The organism is Candidatus Brocadiia bacterium (assembly GCA_041658285.1).
Lineage (GTDB): Bacteria > Planctomycetota > MHYJ01 > JACQXL01 > JACQXL01 > JBBAAP01.
Window position 1 is genome coordinate 270,406 of sequence record JBBAAP010000003.1, and the last position, 18,795, is coordinate 289,200.

Annotated in this window: 19 protein-coding genes and 1 tRNA gene; 5 read left to right on the forward strand and 15 right to left on the reverse strand. The window is 51.2% G+C overall.

Going from position 1 to position 18,795, the window contains the following annotated elements:
- Window positions 1–156 precede the first annotated feature (156 nt).
- Window positions 157–1,446, forward strand: a complete 1,290-nt coding sequence (gene rho, locus WC980_05025; protein ID MFA5794414.1) for a transcription termination factor Rho — start codon at window positions 157–159, stop codon at window positions 1,444–1,446.
- Window positions 1,447–1,532: 86 nt separating this feature from the next.
- Window positions 1,533–1,606: transfer RNA gene (locus WC980_05030), tRNA-Met, on the forward strand.
- Window positions 1,607–1,616: 10 nt separating this feature from the next.
- Here the strand turns inward: WC980_05030 and WC980_05035 are convergent.
- From WC980_05035 to WC980_05045, 3 genes are read right to left on the reverse strand one after another with little or no spacing between them, the layout of a single operon-like run.
- The gene (locus WC980_05035; protein MFA5794415.1) at window positions 1,617–1,790 is read right to left on the reverse strand and encodes a hypothetical protein; all 174 of its coding nucleotides are present in this window, start codon (window positions 1,788–1,790) and stop codon (window positions 1,617–1,619) included.
- Window positions 1,791–1,794: 4 nt separating this feature from the next.
- Complete coding sequence (locus WC980_05040; GenBank protein ID MFA5794416.1) at window positions 1,795–3,180, reverse strand: HD domain-containing phosphohydrolase; 1,386 nt, start codon at window positions 3,178–3,180, stop codon at window positions 1,795–1,797.
- Window positions 3,180–4,001 (reverse strand): AAA family ATPase, encoded by an 822-nt coding sequence (locus WC980_05045; protein MFA5794417.1) that lies wholly within the window; start codon window positions 3,999–4,001, stop codon window positions 3,180–3,182. Before WC980_05045 ends, WC980_05040 begins: the two co-directional genes overlap by 1 nt.
- A 329-nt stretch (window positions 4,002–4,330) precedes the next feature.
- On the opposite strand from WC980_05045, the gene WC980_05050 reads away from it, so the two are divergent.
- Both WC980_05050 and WC980_05055 read left to right on the forward strand, forming a co-directional pair.
- Window positions 4,331–5,725, forward strand: coding sequence for a hypothetical protein (locus WC980_05050; GenBank protein ID MFA5794418.1), 1,395 nt, complete (start codon window positions 4,331–4,333; stop codon window positions 5,723–5,725).
- A gap of 12 nt (window positions 5,726–5,737) precedes the next feature.
- Complete coding sequence (locus tag WC980_05055) at window positions 5,738–6,490, forward strand: PD-(D/E)XK nuclease family protein (GenBank protein MFA5794419.1); 753 nt, start codon at window positions 5,738–5,740, stop codon at window positions 6,488–6,490.
- A 599-nt stretch (window positions 6,491–7,089) separates the two neighbouring features.
- Here WC980_05055 and WC980_05060 read toward each other — a convergent pair.
- The 9 genes from WC980_05060 to WC980_05100 form a co-directional block, all read right to left on the reverse strand.
- The gene (locus WC980_05060; GenBank protein ID MFA5794420.1) at window positions 7,090–8,052 is read right to left on the reverse strand and encodes a hypothetical protein; all 963 of its coding nucleotides are present in this window, start codon (window positions 8,050–8,052) and stop codon (window positions 7,090–7,092) included.
- 141 nt (window positions 8,053–8,193) lie between these two features.
- Window positions 8,194–8,997, reverse strand: coding sequence for a hypothetical protein (locus WC980_05065; protein MFA5794421.1), 804 nt, complete (start codon window positions 8,995–8,997; stop codon window positions 8,194–8,196).
- Between the two features lie 103 nt (window positions 8,998–9,100).
- Window positions 9,101–9,286 carry a hypothetical protein gene (locus WC980_05070; GenBank protein MFA5794422.1) on the reverse strand — a complete coding sequence of 62 codons (186 nt, stop codon included), beginning with the start codon at window positions 9,284–9,286 and terminating at the stop codon, window positions 9,101–9,103.
- Window positions 9,283–9,516: a hypothetical protein gene (locus tag WC980_05075; GenBank protein MFA5794423.1), complete on the reverse strand. Its 234-nt coding sequence runs from the start codon at window positions 9,514–9,516 to the stop codon at window positions 9,283–9,285. The genes WC980_05070 and WC980_05075 overlap by 4 nt, the downstream gene beginning before the upstream one ends.
- Before the next feature lie 50 nt (window positions 9,517–9,566).
- Complete coding sequence (locus WC980_05080) at window positions 9,567–10,295, reverse strand: serine protease (protein ID MFA5794424.1); 729 nt, start codon at window positions 10,293–10,295, stop codon at window positions 9,567–9,569.
- Between the two features lie 530 nt (window positions 10,296–10,825).
- Window positions 10,826–11,425 (reverse strand): DUF4276 family protein, encoded by a 600-nt coding sequence (locus WC980_05085; protein MFA5794425.1) that lies wholly within the window; start codon window positions 11,423–11,425, stop codon window positions 10,826–10,828.
- Window positions 11,418–12,767: an ATP-binding protein gene (locus tag WC980_05090; GenBank protein ID MFA5794426.1), complete on the reverse strand. Its 1,350-nt coding sequence runs from the start codon at window positions 12,765–12,767 to the stop codon at window positions 11,418–11,420. The genes WC980_05085 and WC980_05090 overlap by 8 nt, the downstream gene beginning before the upstream one ends.
- 207 nt (window positions 12,768–12,974) lie before the next feature.
- Window positions 12,975–13,379, reverse strand: a complete 405-nt coding sequence (locus tag WC980_05095; GenBank protein MFA5794427.1) for a hypothetical protein — start codon at window positions 13,377–13,379, stop codon at window positions 12,975–12,977.
- A 14-nt stretch (window positions 13,380–13,393) separates the two neighbouring features.
- A complete protein-coding gene (locus tag WC980_05100; protein MFA5794428.1) occupies window positions 13,394–14,047 on the reverse strand; it encodes a hypothetical protein in 654 nt (217 codons plus the stop codon).
- A gap of 739 nt (window positions 14,048–14,786) precedes the next feature.
- Between WC980_05100 and WC980_05105 the strand changes: the two genes are divergently transcribed.
- Window positions 14,787–16,205 carry a hypothetical protein gene (locus WC980_05105; GenBank protein MFA5794429.1) on the forward strand — a complete coding sequence of 473 codons (1,419 nt, stop codon included), beginning with the start codon at window positions 14,787–14,789 and terminating at the stop codon, window positions 16,203–16,205.
- 154 nt (window positions 16,206–16,359) lie between these two features.
- On the opposite strand, the gene WC980_05110 is transcribed toward WC980_05105, so the two are convergent.
- The 3 genes from WC980_05110 to WC980_05120 form a co-directional block, all read right to left on the reverse strand.
- Window positions 16,360–16,968, reverse strand: coding sequence for a hypothetical protein (locus WC980_05110; protein ID MFA5794430.1), 609 nt, complete (start codon window positions 16,966–16,968; stop codon window positions 16,360–16,362).
- Between the two features lie 31 nt (window positions 16,969–16,999).
- Window positions 17,000–17,965: a tRNA dihydrouridine synthase DusB gene (gene dusB, locus WC980_05115; protein MFA5794431.1), complete on the reverse strand. Its 966-nt coding sequence runs from the start codon at window positions 17,963–17,965 to the stop codon at window positions 17,000–17,002.
- Between the two features lie 84 nt (window positions 17,966–18,049).
- Window positions 18,050–18,790, reverse strand: coding sequence for a thymidylate synthase (locus tag WC980_05120; protein ID MFA5794432.1), 741 nt, complete (start codon window positions 18,788–18,790; stop codon window positions 18,050–18,052).
- Window positions 18,791–18,795: the final 5 nt, after the last annotated feature.

Sequence of the window (18,795 nt, forward strand, 5' to 3'; positions counted from 1 at the left end):
GTATTTATGGCCTGCCCCCCGAAAACCATCAAGGAAAACGACGAACCCGTCAAGAAAACAATTGAAACAAAGCGCTCAACCGCAGCTGAGCGGCCCAAGCCGGTCGAGCCGGAACCGCTTCCCACGGAAGAAAAGCCCGTCTGTAAGGAAAAAAATATGGACGCTAAATATGAAGAGGTTAAAAAAGAAGAGCTCTATCTCAATAAGCTCCAGAAGATGACCATCACCGACCTTTTCAAGCTGGCTAAAAAGGAAGGCATCCAGGATTACACCGGGCTCAAAAAGCAAGACCTGATATTCAAGATACTTAAAGAACGCGCCAACCATAATGGCCTGGCCATCGGCGAAGGCGTCTTGGAAATTCTGCCCGACGGCTTTGGATTCCTGCGCTCGCCGAACTATAACTACCTGCCCTCGCCGGACGATATATACATCTCACCGTCGCAAATCCGCCGTTTTGGCATGCGTAACGGCCACGTGGTGACCGGCCAAATCCGCCCGCCCAAAGAAGGCGAAAAGTATTTCGCCCTGCTTAAGGTCGAGGCCATCAACTACGAATCGCCCGAGACCCTTTCGGAAAAGGTTTACTTCGACAACCTTACCCCGCTCCATCCGTGCGAAAGGCTGATTCTGGAAACTACGCCCGACGAAATCTCGATGCGGATATTCGACCTGATTGCGCCGGTCGGGAAAGGCCAGCGCGGATTGATTGTCGCGTCGCCCCGGACCGGTAAAACGGTTCTGCTCCAGAAAATAGCCAACAGCATTACCAAAAACCATCCTGAGGTCTCGCTGATCGTTCTGCTTATCGACGAACGCCCCGAAGAAGTCACCGACATGGAACGTTCGGTCAAAGGCGAAGTTATCTCATCCTGCTTTGACGAGCCGCCCAGCCGTCATATCCAGGTCGCCCAGATGGCCTCGGAAAAGGCCAAGCGCATGGTCGAATACGGCAAGGACGTGGTGATACTTCTCGACTCCATCACCCGCTTGGGCCGGGCCTATAACACCGAAGCGCCCCATAGCGGCAAGATTCTTACCGGCGGCATCGATTCCAGCGCGCTCCAGGGCCCCAAGAAGTTCTTCGGCGCCGCCCGCAAAATCGAAGGCGGCGGTTCGCTGACCATTCTGGCTACAGCCTTGGTGGAAACGGGCAGCCGCATGGACGACGTTATTTTCGAGGAATTCAAAGGCACCGGCAATATGGAAGTGCATCTGGACCGCCAAATCGCAGACCGCCGGATATTCCCGTCCATCGATGTTTCGCGTTCGGGCACCCGCAAGGAAGAATTGCTTATGGATAAGGAAGAGCTCCGCCGCGTCTGGTTCCTCAGAAAAGGTCTGCTGGCCGAAAAGAGGAACTCGCTCGAAGCCATGACCTGGCTTATCGAGAACGTATCAAAGACCAAGAGCAACGCCGAATTCCTGATGCGATTCAAAATATAATTCTTGACAACTTGCCACAGAAGTGGTTAATGAATTTTCCCGTGGTTCACGGGACTGGCCTGATAAGGGCAAACGGCCTATGTCATGGCAGGGTAGCTCAGCCCGGTAGAGCAGGAGATTCATAAGCTCCCGGCCGTGGGTTCAAATCCCACCCCTGCTATAATCTCTTCCTAATCCTTCCGGTGCAGAGATATCGCGATGGAAAACAGCAGGCACGCCGTGGTGAATTCCAGGAATGATTGAGGCGGAATGCCCATCAACTGTTTGTCCATCAATCTGAATGCCGCGCCCAGCAAAAATACCAGCCCGCCCGCTCCGATAAACAATAAACTTAGCATCTTCATAAACCTACACCTCCTTTATTTGTCTCCTGGCGAGTTCTCCCTCGTCCAGGGTACTTTTAATGCTGATCATCTGGTTTTTGGCCAGTTCAATGCTTCTGGGTTCGGCCACCGGACTGCCGTCCGCCAAATACATCAATACGACCGTCGGCCTGAGCGGGAAAGTCTCGTTGATTCTAACCACCCGGGCTATCTCGCCGGTATTCATTTCCACCCACGTCCCGACCGGATAAATGCCCACCCGCTTGACCAATACCTTCAGCGCCTGCCGGTCAAAGTCATTGCCGGATGTCTCTATCAAATCCTTTACCGCCTCCTGCCCGCTCTTTTTACGGCGGTACGGACGGGAATGGGTTATGGCTTCGAAAGTATCTGCCAATGCGATAATATGGGCGTATTCATTTATCGACTTGCCGCTAAGGCCTTTATATCCACTGCCGGTTATCCGCTCGTGATGCTGCTGGCAAACCTCCCAGACCACGTCCGCCAGTCCGGGGATTCCTTTTAACAGGTTAGCGCCGGTTGTTATGTGGTTTTTGACTTGCTCGTATTCCTGGCTCGAAAGCTTATCCTTCCGGTCTATCATCGGATAGACTTCCTGCATGCCGACGTCGTGAAGCAGTCCCGACAAGCCCAAATCTTCCAGCTTGTCCTCGCTGTAGCCGATGCCTTTGCCTATCTCCATCGCCAGGATTGCCGTATTGACCTGGTGGGCTATCAAATAATTGCCGCTCGATGTCCGGTATATCAAATCGAGCATGCTCCGGTCGCCCCGTGAAATCAGATTGACCGATTCTTTTATCACGCCGGTGAATTCAGGCAGGTCCAATTCCCTGAGCGACGACTTCTTAGCGACCATATCCAGCACGGCCTGGCTCAATGACGCCAGCTTTTCGTAAAGTTCCACCGCCTTTTCCGTTTCCTGCAAATCCTGCGCCTTGATTACGCTGGAAAGCTGGACCGGTGTCGGCCGCGCCGGCTCCGTCCTCTGGCCTATGGACTCCTGCGCCGCCCGGCTGAACGGCGTATTGGACACCTCGGGCTTGGCCGGCTGGGGCTGGACTTTCTGGGAAAACGGGAAATCGACAGTCGGCTCCTTGGGTACGGGCGCGGACCGGAACGGCGACGGCTTCTTCTCCTCGTCGCCCGAACGCACCAGCCGCGGGTTGGCCGCTTCGGGCAGCGCGCTTATCATCGGGTCGGCCGACTTCTCCTGCAGTTTGCTCAGGTTAGATTTGAATAACGCCTGGTTGGTATGGTAAGAAACCGGCCCGGCTTTCTTGTCTCTATTGTCGGTCGATGCCGGCTTGTCCTGAGGCTTTGGTGCTTCCGCCGGCTTAATCTCGGGTTCGACCGGACGCATCTTCTTGAATATGTCCTGAAAACGCACCATTATTTTACTTCAATCCCGCACAGGTCCTTGACGACATTCTGGATAATCGGCCCCGAGACCGGGTCCGACCCGCCCATCCCGGCCACCAGCGCCATATCGCAAATATTATTTATCACCCGCGGAATCCCTTCCGAACCCCGGTAAATCATCCGGTGTGCCTCGTCCGAGAACAGCTCCTTCTCCGCGCCGGCCACCTTGCACCGGTACCGGACGTAGTTGCGCGTCTCTTCCTCGGTCAGGTGCGAAAGATGGAACCTCACCGCCAGCCGCTGTTCCAGCTGCTTGACGTTACCTATCTTCTCCCGCAGTTCCGGCTGGCCGAACAAAAGCAATGTCAGCAGGAACCGGTTATTAAGCTGGAAATTGAGCAATAGCCGCAGCTCTTCGAAAGTGCTTTCGTCCTTAATGGCCTGGGCTTCGTCTATGATGATGACCGTATGCGAGCCGGCATTGGCGTTTTCGTAGAGCGCCGCGTTGAGCTGGCGGATGCACTCGCTCTTGCGCCGGGCGCCCGGCGCCACGCTCTTGCCCAGCTGGTACAGGATTTCCTCCAGCAGTTCGTCCGCCGGTATGTTGGGATTTATGATGATGGCTATCTTGTAGCGGTCGTTCTCGCCCAATAGCTGGTTGGTCACTATCCGGGTCAGCAGTGTCTTGCCCGACCCGTATTCGCCCGAAAGCATCGCCGCGCCCTTCTGCTCGGACACGGCGTAAAGCATCCGGGTCAGCGCCTCCTCGTGCCGCGGCGTAGCGTAGAAAAACCGCGGGTCAGGCGTGTTCTCGAATGGCTTCTCTTTCAATCCCCAAAATTCCAGGTACATATACCACTGAATTTAGCTATCATATGGCCTGTTGTCAAGTAATAAGAGTTACTAGCACTAAAATGATGTATTTTGCACACAGGGTTGAACTTAGGGCCACTTGGACCCAGCAGAAGTATTGACAATATTTCGGTTACTTGTATAATCTGCGTAGCCCACAGGGCTCTGCGCTACTTGGGTTGTTAGAACCTGCCTGCTGGGAGGCAGGTGTGGTGAGTTATCAGCCCAGTATACTCGGCAGTAAGTCGTCTCGCTTTAGCGGGATTCCAACTGCCGAAGTATTATTTGCGTACCGTTTAATATGGCGGATTCCGATATATATAATATATATGCACCGCGATTCATACCGTAACTGGTCGGTTTGCCTGGGGCTGGCGGCCGTCCTGGCCTTGGGCTGGGGCGGGATGTGCGGCAAGGACTCCCCCAACGACCACGCCACCGGCAGTTCCGCGGACAGCGTCGTCGACAGCTCCGCCCGGGTCTTTTTCCTGTCCAATTACAGCCTTATGACCTCGTCCGGCGCCCTGATGTCCGTGCCCGTCACCGGCACCGACCCGGTCCTGCTGGGCACCGGCGTCACCGCCTGGAACATTACCCCTGATAAAAAGAAGGCCTTCTTTTTGTCCGGCAACGGCAACCTCAAATCCGTCCCCGTGGCCGGCGGCCCGGCCGCCGACCTAGCTTCCGGCGTCTTTGACGGTCAAATTACTCCGGACAGCTCGCGCCTAATCTACCTGACCGCCGGCAACGGCAACCTCAAGTCCGTGCCCATAACCGGTGGCGCCTCCTCCTCCATCGCCGGCTCAGTCGGTTCATTCAGCGTCTTGCCCGACAGCCAGGGCGTAATCTACGCCACCATCGTCAACGTCGCGGCCATAACCGGCGAACTGTATGCCGCGCCCATTACCGGCGGGTCAAACGACCTGCTCTCCGGCGACGTGCTGTCTTATGTCAAGACCAACGTCGACGCCGACCAGACCAACGTCATCTACAGCACCCCGGAAATGATACTCAGGACCGTGCCCATCACCGGCGGCACGCCAACCGACCTGGTCAGCGGGTTCGACGACTGGTTGCTCACGCCCGACCGGACCAAGCTCATCGCCCTGACCGATTACGACCCGTTAGTCAAGGGCGGCAGTCTGCGCTCGCTCAATACCGACGGCTCCGGCGCCATCAGAATCAGCACCTACGTCTATCCCGGCAGCTGGCATATCACCAATGACAGCGCCCGGGTCGTTTATCTGGGCAACTACAACGCCACTACCGGGTTTTGCAACCTCAAATCCGTGGCCGTGGCCGGCGGCGGTTCGGTCATACTGGACAGCCAGGTCCTGTCGTTAAAGCTCAGCCCCGATACGGCTATGGCCTTGTATCTCAACGGCTCCGGCCAGCTCCGGAGTGTCGACATCGCCGGCGGTACGCCCGTCACCATCACCGACACCGCGCCGACAATGTGGCAGGCCACTTCCGACAATGCCAGGGTCGTCTTTATGGATAGTTTCGATTCGGTATCCTTGACCGGCCAGCTCAAGGTCGCGCCTATGTCCGGCGGCAGCGCCATAGTGTTGGATACTAATGTCACCAGCGCCTGGGACATCGCGCCCGGCGACGGATACGCCATATATATCACCGGCGACGGCCGGCTCAAGTCCGCGCCGCTTGACGGCGGAACGCCTATAATCCTGGCCGAAACCGTTAATTCCTTTATGCTGGCCAAATGAAGAAAGGACCGTATGCCTAAAAAGAGTTCGCTATTCGACCCGGCCTCGGCCGAACCGTTCAGGCTCAGCCGCTCCCGTATCGACAAGTTCATCGAATGCCCGCGCTGTTTCTATCTGGAAATGCGCCTGGGCGTCAAGCCGCCCGGGTCATTGCCGTTTACCCTGAACAACGCCGTCGACCACCTGCTCAAAAAGGAGTTCGACGCCTACCGGGCCAAGGGCCAGCCCCATCCGCTGATGACCAAATACAGCCTCAGCGCCAAGCCTTACCAGCACAAGGACCTGGACAAATGGCGCCAGAACTTCGTCGGCATCCAGCACCACCACAAAGGCACCAACTTCCTGATAACCGGCGCCGTGGACGACGTCTGGGAAAACAGCGACGGCCGCCTGCACATCGTGGACTACAAAGCCACCTCCAAAGCCGACGCGCTCAACCTCGACTCCGACTGGCAGGCCGGCTGGAAACGCCAGATGGAGGTATACCAATGGCTTTTCCGGCAGAACGGTTTCAAGGTGGCCGAGACCGGGTACTTCGTTTACTGCAACGGCCGCAAAGACCGCGAAGGCCTCAACGGCCGGCTCGACTTCGAGCTGGAGATATTTCCTTATGACGGCGACGCCGGTTGGGTCGAAACCCGGCTCAAAGAAGCCCGGGAATGCTTAAGCGCCGAAACCCCGCCCGGCTCCGGAGCCGAATGCGAGCTCTGCGCCTACGCCTCGGCCGTCCAGACGCTGAAACCGGCGGGCAAGGGGAAGAAATAGCCCAGACGGGAAGACTATAGACCATAGACTATAGGCGGGGGATGAAATATGATTGATTATGTTAATCAATATCCTCCAATACTAACGATGTTGCTTGTGTTTTCTCCATATTGGGGAGTAGCAAGTATTTTGGCTGTGCTGTTTTTGTGCTCATTTTACAAAAAATATCTGATATACCGGAAGGATGTACAAGAGAAGAGCATCAAGAATGCTACGGGGCTTATATTATCTATAGCTATTGCTATTAGTAGCTGCATACTTAGCATAACAACTATATTATTATTGCTAAAGATTGATGTATCAACCTTACTGATACTTGATATTATAATATTCTCCCCTTTGTTTTTGCTATGGTTTTTGCATAATATAGTTTTTACAAGAAAATTATACCCTATCTTGATATCACTTATAATTCTTTTATGGAGCGTATTCGTTTCTTGGTCCCTTATGATTTCCATCCCGTCTTTACCTGTATTTGGTAGATAACAAAACCCAATCCCCCGGGCGCCAGGCGTAGCCCAGCGCCCCATCTCGTAAGAGTCTCTTCAAGTCACTGTTAACTTTCGTGTGTATTCGTGCATATTAGTGTTCATTCGTGGCTACTCAATATATCCACGGACCCATATATTAATCGAACAGAATTGTCCTCCCTTAGTGGCCATCACCCGAATCATCCGTGTCCCATCAGTGGCTAGCGTGGCTTCCTTGTATGCGTTCTGATTAAGGTTAGGTACATTCTGCCAGATAAAGTGTATGGTTGAAGAACCATAATCAGAACCGGAGCGCCTGCCGAGCACGGTCAGTATCTGCTCCATCCCGACCGGGACGGACATAGCGTTTAATTGCATCTCCACAATCACCGCCTGGGCCGTAACTGGTATGTAAGCCGACAGGTCTATGAGCTGGTCAACATCCGCCATCGAGTTCTCGGAAAACACCAAGGGTTGCGAAGGCAACAGGGTCAACTGCATCCCGCCCGCACCGCCGCTGGGCGGAGCTATCCAATTGAACTTGCCGGTAGCCGCGTCGAAAGACAGGATTTGCCCGTCCGTGGGCGGAGCCAGGTTATAAAGCAGTTCGTGGTTGATGGAGCTCAGCGCAATCTTGACCCAATCCACGGCCCGGTCGGCTATCTTGGTGTTTATTACACTGGCATCTGCCAACTCGTCACTCGCCACCGGCGGGACGAGCGGCCTGCTCGGCACGCTGAACGACAGCTTGGCCGGGGTCACCGCGCCATCCCTGATTTTCTCCTCGGTTACTGCGCCTGTTGCCAGCTCCGCCGTGTCCACCGAAGCCGATTTCATATTCTGTTTCTCTATTGTATCAAGGGCGATCTTGGCTCCGGTGATGGAGTTGTCCGGTATGCCCACGGCCGGGACGTCATCGCCCAGCTTGGCCAGGGTAACGGCCTTATCGGCGATATCCTCGGTTCGGATGGATTTGTTTTCTATCTTCGGCGATGTCACCGCGTTGTCCGCTATCTTATCGGTGGTTATGGCATCCTCCTGTATGGACGAAGTCGGCACCGACAGATACGGAAAATATCTTCTTCTGTACATATAAATCTTACCACGAAAGCGCGAAAATATTAAAGCACTAAATAATTCCGTGTCTTCGTGTCCTTTCCTAATTTCGTGGTTAAATTAAAGTGCGGTCGGGGACGCCCCGCCCGGGCGAAGCGTCCCACTCGCACTGTCATACTACACCAGCACGATTCTTGCGTGCAGTTTGAGTTTGGCGTCTTCGCCCTCGCTGTATTCAAACTGGAGCAGTGAATCAGTGGCGACTCCTCCGGCCACGAACGGTTTTACCGCCGCGGACTTGAAGAGGTTGGCCAGGTCCTTCAGCCGCCCGTTCTGGGTCGCGACTACCGCCGATTCCATATCCGCCTTGATAATCGTAATGCCCGCGGTCATCAAAAGACTGGATACGGCCGAGCGGAACTGCTGGCGCAATCCGCTAAGCGTGAAATTGTACGGCTCGCCCTGGATGACCTCCATGTGCTTGGTCATCTGGTTAGCCAGACGGTCGCCGGTCAGCCAATAGATAACCTGCGGGAGAATCAAGCCGCGTATCCGGTCGCCGGTGATGCGCAGTGAACTCCGGGCCGCTCCGTCGGCCCAGTTATCCTTGGCGTTGTTGACACCATCCTTAAACCGCTTGGCCGGGATGCCGTCAACCGTCGCGAAAGCAAAGCCCAGCTTGTTTATGAACTTGTTGTAGGCGCCCGCCAATCCCTTATAGTGTGCCTTCTGGATTTCCGCCTTATCGTGTCCGGCCTGGGACACGAAACCAGGGTCAACCATCGGCTTCCACTTATCGTTGGCCGGTTCAGCCACCCGGTTATTGAACTCATTCTCGTCCGGCAGGACTTCCAAAATCCTGTCGTAGAGGATAGTCGCATTACCGGTCAGGTTTGCGGCCCAGCGTTCCGGCATATCTCCGGCCGGTTCAACGCTGGTCGGGACGGTTATCAGGATGTCCAATTTTACCTCGTCTGCCATGTTAATCACCCCCTCTTAGTGGCTGTTAGTCAGTTCCGATGCCAGTCGGAAATGGCGTTACAGCCAATTAGATCCCGATGAGCGCAGCATCATCGGGACATACTCAATTCACAACTGCGCCGAAACGGCGCTCACCTTGGCCTTCGGCAAACGCCGATGTGGCTACTGTTTTCGTTTCTTCTCTAAGTAATCCAGAACAATACCCACAATCACCTCGATAATCCTTCTCCAGAATCCAGACATCATCTTGAACATAACTTGTCACCCCCAATCTGACCTTCGTGTTCATCTGTGTTTATCCGTGGTTTCCGCGTCCAAACGTTCATCAATCTCAGTTATCCACTTCATTGACTGTTCGCGCTCGTATGCCGTGGTCAGCCTGCGCCCGCCCATCCGGGGGTTAGGCAGAGGCGGCCGGCGATGGGTCCGGTCGTAACACTCCTTGCACAGCCAGTCCTGCTCACAGCCCTTGTACGGCCCGACGTCTTCCCCACACCTGCAACACTTTCCGTATTCCATAAAGCACCCCTTTCTTACCACGAAGGCACGAAGTAATAAAAACACGAAATTTAGTGCTTTTCCCCTTTCGTGTTTTCGTGGTTGCTGTTAATAAATTCGTAGATTGATTGTATTGGTACTACTCCGGCCATGGTGGTTACTAATTGGTCTTTATAAACACGAACCCAAACAGCGATTCCTATAACCTCGTAGGTCCTTCCATCGTATACTGGCCCGCCGGAGTTTCCCGGCAGTATGGGAGATGTTATTTCCCAGTACTTATCCGTAATGACGGATATGATTCCGTTAGACGGGCGAGGAGGAAACCCCAGTGAACAGCCGACCGAATACACAGGCGTGAAGATGTATGGCCGGTAATCCGCCGGGGCGAGTTTGGCCGTGTATGACAACGGCCGGGAAGGCTTGATTAAAGCCAAGTCTTTGGCGGTATCCGTCATTGCCACAGAGCCACAGAGGACACTGAGACCATCCGTAATAGGATAAAATAATTCTATCTCAACCGTGCTGTTATTACCAACCACGTGAGCAGCAGTAATGATGTAATCACCGATAACCACCCCCGAACCTGTGCTAAATAGCGCTTTAATGCGCACGGTCGGCCAAAGCATCCGCTCGTATTCCGTCTGGTACGGGTTATCCGGCAGTTTCTTGGAAAGGTCAACCACCAGAATTTCAGATTCCACATTCCAGATTTCAGATTCTAATCTGCAATTTGAAATTTGGAATATGCCAATTGCCATTATCAATCCCATCAGTGTTAATCCGTGGCTTCTTTTCATATTCCCCTGCCTTTCCGGAGGATTCTTGTCTCTTATCGCTTGTCTCTTGTCGCTGTCTCATCCTCCATAAGGTGGCGAAGGTTACGTGTTTGTAACCTATTCTGAGGTGCCGGATTTGGGCGGTTTTTCATAACCCATTGAATTATAAGAGGTTAGGTCGAAAAATATTTTTTACGGAATTGCCGGATTTTGACAAGATGTAACCTTTGCTCAATTTATGGGCGTGCCGGGGGGGTGTCCCCACCCCCTACCCACCCTCCCCCCTCCCCCCATACGCCTCTTCTTCCGGCACATAAAGAGGTAGTAATTACCCCCTGAAAGCGGCAGGCATAGCACCCGAAGATGTCAGGGCTACCAGGCAAAAGCGGCAGGGATACCATGTGAAGACTACAGGGGTACTAGGTGAAGACTACAGGGGTAGTAGGCGAAAGCGGCACGGATACCCCCTTAAGATGTGAGAACTACCAGACTTGTAGAACAGGGTACGGTGGGCAAGGAAATGATTTCAGGGAAATGATAGTCCGTAAAAATTAAGATTTATTAGGGGTATTATGTGTTGTCGGAACAACATTATGCAACCATCTACATTTTATTGTTTTAATCTTACCATAAAACTCATTAAAACTATCACTGTTTTGACACATACATGATTGATTACATTTAATAAATATTTCTGGGCCATCTTGTGTTTCGCTATATTGAGAACGACCTATAAGTGATCGGATACGACTTTTACCACTATTTCCTTCAAATATTTTTTGTTTAATTGGTTTTATTTTTGAGTAATAACAATTAACAGCCTTAATATCAGCAAGTAACCAATTTTCTATCATTCGATCTGGCACACCTATTATTACGGTCACTTTAGGGATACCTTGATCTTCAATAGCCCTATAAAGGGCATTAGCAATAAACCTATGATTATCCGGCCTACCTTCCCTATCAAAGATAATAATAATTGGTTGATATCTCTTTTGAAGTCTAATCAAAGAAGCAGCTTTTTTTGCAGCCGCCTCATATGAAACATTCCTACCATTACATTGAAGAAGTCTTACCGGCTGCCCTGGGCATATTTTTTGAATGATTTTTTGCTCCATTTGCCCATCTACTATAAATGCTGGATTACTCATTTGTTAAGCTCCCAGAAATATAATAAAATCCGAGTCCAAAACCTGTTCTTTTAATTTCCTCCCTTAATTCATTTTGGTTAGAGCACCTATCTGCCCGACTACGACCACCTTCAAATGAAATAACAACAACTTCTGATGGTGTAGCATTATTTAAAATTGTCTCGCTATGTGTTGACATAAAAATACTGGTCTTTTTTTTTCTTCCCTCTGTCGCATGACGCATTAGTTTAACAACTTCCGATTGCATTAAAGGATGAAGGAAATTCTCAGGTTCTTCTAGCGAAAAGATAGATGGTGATGTAAGAATTGCTGTAACCAAAGTAAGCCATTTAACGGTGCCATCGGACATTGCCGACAACGGTAACATTGTCGAGACATCTTTTTTCTCGATCCAAAAACGTATTTTTAATAGATTATCGAAACGATCATTCACTACATCGATTTTGTTTATAGCAGCATTCGCAGTTTTTAAGTACTTTACAATATCGCCAATTGATGTATGTTTCAAATCCACATCACGGGTATACCTTCGAATTACAAATCGTCCGGGGAAAAATATATCTCCTTGGTGTTTTTTCTTATTTATTATTGCGTAAAGTGTCGCGGCTAATCCAGAACCATCCTTTTTTATTCCTACGGGGCTCGAGCTTTCTTCTGGTTGCTTTACACGTGAAGGAACAATATTGAAAATTTGCCCGCCTCTTAAATCCGCAGCAACAAAACGTACCACCTCGACAAGAAATGCAAGACTGTTAACAAGAGGGGCGTCTTTATCATTATGTCTCAAAAAGTCTTCTATTATGGTTTTGTCGTTAGTAATTTTGTTTCTCATTGGGGGCGGCAGGAAAGACGAATCAACCATTTGTTTTTTATAATTCTGAGTACTAATTACTTGTTTTTTGCGCTCGACAACATTTTGTTTAATGCAAAAAGATTTTTCATGCATGTAATTAGACTGAGAAAATACACTTGATTTTTGCAGTACCAACTCTTGCTCCTTAAACCCAATTGAATCAAAGTTTTCTGAAGCTGCAATGGTAAAAGAGTAGCAATATTTAATGTATTTATGGCTTGAAATTTCTGCGCATCCGTAAAGTTTTACTTTTATATGTTTTTCGAATTCATCTCCACTTAGCTTCGTAAAAACAGAGCCTGCTCCACCAAGTTGATTAACCGCTTCAGATGGGCCATATAAAATAAGGTGCGATAAAAACTCAAAAAAAGTTATTATGTTTGTCTTCCCAGAACCGTTAGGACCAACCAAGATATTTAATCCAGGTCGCAAATCTAACGAAAAATCCGAAAGCGAACGAAACCCATTAACGTTTATTGATGTTATCATCTACAGCTCCTCTTAAATAATCCATAAGATTATAATTAGTGCTCATTATTTTGAATAAACTACTATGCTTTTATGACTACGTCAATATTACCAGTAGTATATTAAAACCTTATCCTACTACCCGGCCTTGGCTGAGTCCTTCGCATACTCACTTCGCAAACTCATTGTAAACAAGACAAACTATCCTTGATATTGCATTCCTTTAGATTATAGTTTCATTGCCTGCTCCAGCAATTCCTCCGGCGTAGCTCCGAATTGCTTGGCTATTCCCGGATCTTCAAGCGTATCGTTCATGGCCATCATACGCCCGTGGATATACTGAAATGGTTCAGGCAAACTGTTAACCCCTTTTACTTTCCACCAGTCACCAAATGTAATAAAAAGGTCCGCCATCCATATATTATCCTTCGTCTTGCCTTCGGACGTGGTAAGGAATGTCAGCAGATTTACCAATGAGTGCTTTATGGATTCCGTGTCTATCGGCCTTTTGATTACCGCGTCATATAACCGGTTAAGAAGCGGCTTGAGCTTAGGGGAAACAAGTTTAAGATTAAGCGGCAGTGGTTTACAGTAATTGAGCAACCCGGCATATATTTTCTCAAAGTTTGCCATGTATTTTACTTTTCCTACCCGGCCTTGGCCGAGCGTTCCCTGATATTGCACTCTTTCTTGAAGCGGTGCAGTTTCAACTTGAACCCGATTTTGGTCATCTCGAGTTCTGCTGCCGCGGCCTTGCGGTCAAACCCGAGCGTCTTATAGACCAGCATCCAGTTAATCTGTTCCCCTTCCGGACAACCCAGCCGGCGCCATAGGTGGATGAACCCGTCTATGGATTGCTCTATGGTCGCGCCGTCCGGCAGGCCCAGACGATTGCTTAAACCTTCCAGAATCAGTTCAAGCTCCCGCAGGGTCATGCCCAGTTGCTTTATGGTTGCGTATCTGCTGAATTGCAGTGTATGATATACAATAAGGAAGTCAAGAATTTTCCCGGCCGGAAAACCAAATCTGCGCCAGAGGGTGACGAAACCGTCTATATAGTCCTCTAAGGTCAGTTCCCGCCGGGCCAGTTCGGACACCAGCTTGTAATCGCCCTTGTCAATGGCGACTTCGAACCGGGAGAGTTTATCGGAAGTGTATTTGCGTTTAGGGCAAGTATTCCCCGTACCAGGGTCATTATTCGGCCTTTGACGGGCATCTGACTGGCCGTTGCTATCGCGGTCATCACGGCTGTCCGGCTCCCCTGTATTGTCTCCTTCGGTGACACAACACGACAGCGTCACCTATCCTTTCTTAGAGGCAGGCCTCAAAGGGCCATCTCAAAAGGCTGCGGTTTCAGGGGCGTGTTGCGGCCCGTTCACCCCGTCAGCCTTAAATCCCTATATACTACCTACTGTATACTACATCCTTCCCTACTATATATATGATCGGCGAGGCTATTTTACTGCAAAATAATGAGAATTCTGCTAAAATAATCGCTCGCAAATACATGTTTTATAGGGTTTCCAGCCCTACATACTACCTAATAGATACTATATCCTCCCCTATATATATTAAACGTAAAATCTGGGAAAAAGTTCATTTTATTTAGCATAATTCGTGAACTTTTCCCCGGAAAAAGTGGCGCTGCGCGAGCCCCGTTCGCTATGCTCAGGGATAAGTGCTTCTACGTCACTTTGTTCCAAGTGGCACTAAACCCTTCGGAACATTTATTTTAGCATAATTCGTGAAGTTTTTTTGTGGTCTGGCAGGAGGCGGTAGCTTTGGTTTGTCCCGCTTTACCCGGGGGTGGGCTCGAGCCGTAAATATTAATATTGACTTATATTTGCGTGGTTGGTACAATGGCTAAAAAGGATTATTAGTAATGTGGATATCCTGTTAAACCATGTTTATCCTTCGGGAATACTCAGGACAAGCTCCTGAGTACACGAAGGGCTCAGGACAAGTAAGGAATGGTTTAACTGGGTCAAAGTGCCGGCGCGTCGTGGTTATTCCTGGCGGCATTAAAAGGAGTAAGCAACTATGAAAACCAGAATGTATTATGTGTTGGCGACTTTATCGGTTATTGCTTTTGTAACGGCTTTCGGTTATGGCGGCTGCGGCGGCGGTGGCGGCGGCGGGAGCACCGGCAGCAGCGGTACGGCGGCGGATGCTTTTGCGGTTTCGACCAGCCCGGCGGTCAGCGTTACGGCCGGTTCGGCGGTCCTGGGCGGCCTGGTCAGCACCGACGCCTTGTCGGCCACGGCTTATTTCCAGTGGGGTTTGTCCACTGCTTACGGGAACACGACTGCGGAGCAACCGGTCATCAGCGGCACGGTCAGCGCGGTCATCACCGAGACCTTGAGCGGGTTGACCTTGAACACGGGTTATAATTTCAGGATTGCGGCCAAGGATTCCGCGGGAACGACTATTTACGGGGCCAACCGGGCGTTCACCACTTTGGCTACCAGTCCGTGGCAGAAGACGGTTATTGCCACCAACACCAGCGGCGGGTTCGTGCCGACGTCCATCGCCGTGGATTCTAATGATAAGGTGCATCTGGCTTATACCCAGTATCCGGGATTTGCCTTGAGGTACGCGACTGATGCGTCGGGGGCCTGGGTGGTTACGACCATTGATAATTCGGGCATATTGATTAATTCTTCGATTGCGGTCGATGCCAATGACAAGGTCCATATCATTTATGAGGATACCAACAGTTATGACCTGAAGTATGCGACCAATGCCTCGGGTTCGTGGCAGATAACCATCGTCGATGCGGATGTGGATGTGAGCACTGATAATGACATAGCCATAGACGCGGCCGGTAAGATTCACGTCAGTTATAAGGATAATAATACGCTCAATTACGCCACCAATGCTTCGGGTTTGTGGCAGTTGTCGGTGGTTGACAGTTCGTCGCAGTTGGGCTCTTTTACGTCCATTGCCGTGACCGGGACGGGTACGGTCAGGGTGCATATCAGTTATTACGATTCGATTAATAAGACGCTGAAGTACGCGACTAATCCGCTGGGTTCGTGGGTATATTCGACGGTGGATACGGCCGTGGGTGCGGGTTGGTATACGGCCATCGTCCTGGATGCGGACAGCAAGGTGCATATCAGCTATACGACTGAGGCGTCGGGCACGGGTTACCTGAATTACCTGACCAATGTTTCGGGCACGTGGCAGAAATCGCTGGTGGATACCAGCGGCTATACCGGAGAGTATTCGTCCATGGCCATTGATTCAAACGGCAAACTTCATATCAGTTATTACAATTCGAGCCTGTATCGGCTGAAGTATGCGACCAATGCCTCGGGTTCGTGGGTGACGGCGGTGGTGGATGACGCGGGCAACGTGGGGGCTTATTGTTGCCTGGCCTTGGATTCCAACGGCAAGGCGCATATCAGTTATGCGGACGGGACCAACAGCGCCATCAAGTACGCGACGAATAAGTAGGTGATGGAGGGCATCCGGGGAAAAGGATTGCAGACCATCCCACTCCACTTCGTTTCGGGGATAAGTCCTTACCCGTGATGGCTATTATCAAAACCCCTAAGGGTCTAAGGGCAGGAGGTAGTAGCTCTGGTTTGTCCCGTTTTTCAGATTAGTCCTACCGGACTAACAAACCAAAATACTCCAGCATTCTATAAAGCGTATAGAAAGTCAGCGAAACCATTCCTAATACAAAAGACATAAAGGTGTCGCCCTTAACTTTTACGGATATTTGTATGCCAATAAAAGGCTCAATGAATTCGCTATCCTTATTTTTAGTTATATATCCCAAAATTTCCGGGAGGATAAGCAGCAAATTAAAGGCTATAAATAGCGCATCTGCTATGTATTGAAATGGCGAGGGCAATACAAACTTGATAAACGTAAGGAAGATTACATATCCAATAAACATAATCACCGCACAAATAACAGTGAATAGTATGGCCAGGCTTTTTTGGAAGATGGTAAAATTAGGGTAATTTCCCATGTCTAAATTCTGGCCTTTCCTGTAAATCAGCCAGACATAAATTCCGATAAATGCGGGGCCGACGCCGAAAAGGAGTGTTAGCACTACATTCCCCGTAAAAAAACCTTCTGTCACCAGCGAATGAATGCCGTAGCTAAGGCACACGGCGCTAAGAGAATATATCAATACCATGAAGGCTATCATTCCCGTGCGTGAAATCTCGGGTTTTTTGTTGGGGTTGGGGTTTTCGATATTTTCCATATATTAATTCTCCGCTGACAACTCCACCCGCCTACCTTAAAAGCAGCGCCTTCTTGGCCACATCCAGTATCTGTTCTTTGGTATTGGCGTGGAATATCTCCTGGCGCAGGTGCCTGATGCCGGGCAGTTCTTTGGCGTACCAGTGGAAGAAGTTGCGGAACCTTATCACCCCGGTGCGCTGGCCGTAGAATTCCAGGCATTGGTCCAGGTGCTTTATCATCGTGTCGGATATCTCCGACGGGTCCGGTGCCAGCGGTATTATCCCGGTGCCGAGGAACTGCATCGCGGACGGCCATATCCAGGGATTGCCCATGGCGCCCCGGGCTACGGCCACCCCGTCACAGCCGGTCTGGTCGAAAAGCTTTTTTATCAGCTGGGGCGTGAGCGCGTTGCCGCTGGCGATGACCGGGATGGCCAGCGCCTGCTTGACCCGGCGGATGGTCCCGTAGTCGACATCGCCGCTGTAACCCTGGGCCCGGGTGCGCCCGTGGATGAACAGCGCCTTGACGCCGGCGTCCTGGGCGGCCAAGGCCGTGTCCACCGCGTTTATGGAATCCTCGTCCCAGCCGGAGCGTATTTTCACGGTGACCGGCCGGTCGGTGTTAGCAACCATTATTTTGAGCAGTTGGTTGAGTTTGGACGGATCCTTGAGCAGGCCGGCGCCTTCTCCGCGGTTGACCACCTTTTTGACCGGGCAGGCGGCGTTGAGGTCGATGATGTCGAAGTTCTCCGGCCTGAGTATTTCCATAGCCCGGCGGATGATGTCCGGCTCGGCGCCCAACAGCTGTATGCCCAGAGGCCTGTCGGTCGGGACGGTGGCCAGGATGCGCTGGGTTCTCCGTTTCATAAAACACAGGGTCCGGGCGTTGGTCATTTCCAGGAAGGCCAGCTGGCATCCGAATGAGCGGTTTATCAGCCGGAACGGCAGACCGCTGACGCCGGCCATCGGCGCCAGGACCAGCCGCGAGGGTATTTCGATATTGCCGATTTTTAGCATCTGATATAAGTTACAGAGTTACAGTGTTATAGAGTTTTAGGGTTGCCATGCTTCAGGGTTTTCAGCGTGCTCAGCGGTGAATATTTATTTCTTCTGTGTCCGCAGTTTGGCGATTTCCCAGGTGTATTCGTACAGGTGCATCCCCTTGCTGGCCGCGATGATTTCGCCGTCTTCGACCCCGATTTCGCCGGCCATATATTCTTTCAGGAGCTGCAGCCCGGCCAGGTTGGACGGGAATCCGGCCCATAAATCCCAGGAGCGGAAGTAAAGCATAAAGTGCAGTTTGCCGTAGCGGATGCGGGTGTCGATTATCCTCAGGCACGGCGGGTCGACCAGCTTGATGTCCGACGGCATTCCGATTTCCATAGTGGCCTGGTTGGTGCCGTGGCCGTCTTTCTTGTACATCTTGATGACTTCTTCTATCTGGTTGACGTCGAGCGGCATTTCCTTGAGCATATTGTTCGCGTCCTGGGTGCCGGGCACTTTCACTCTTGGGTCGACCAGGCGTTCGCCGTAGGTGTAATCTTCGCCGGCCTGCTTGACTCCGGTTAAAAGGTAGTTCATATACTGCTCGACGTATTCCATCGAGGTGGGCGCCGGGATGGATGAGCCCTCGGGCATCATCGGTATGATTGGGCGCTGGCCGGGATTTTTTATCTGCACCGCCACGTAGTCGAACTCCAGCCGGCGCTGGCCTTCGAAACTGCCCCGGGTGATGGTGTAGGTGTGGCCGTGGTCGAGTATCTTGCTCAGGCATTGGAACCAGGCGTCGTCCAGGTTGAAGGCTTCGATGTATACCGGCGTCAGGCCTTTGTTTTCGGTCATCCGAA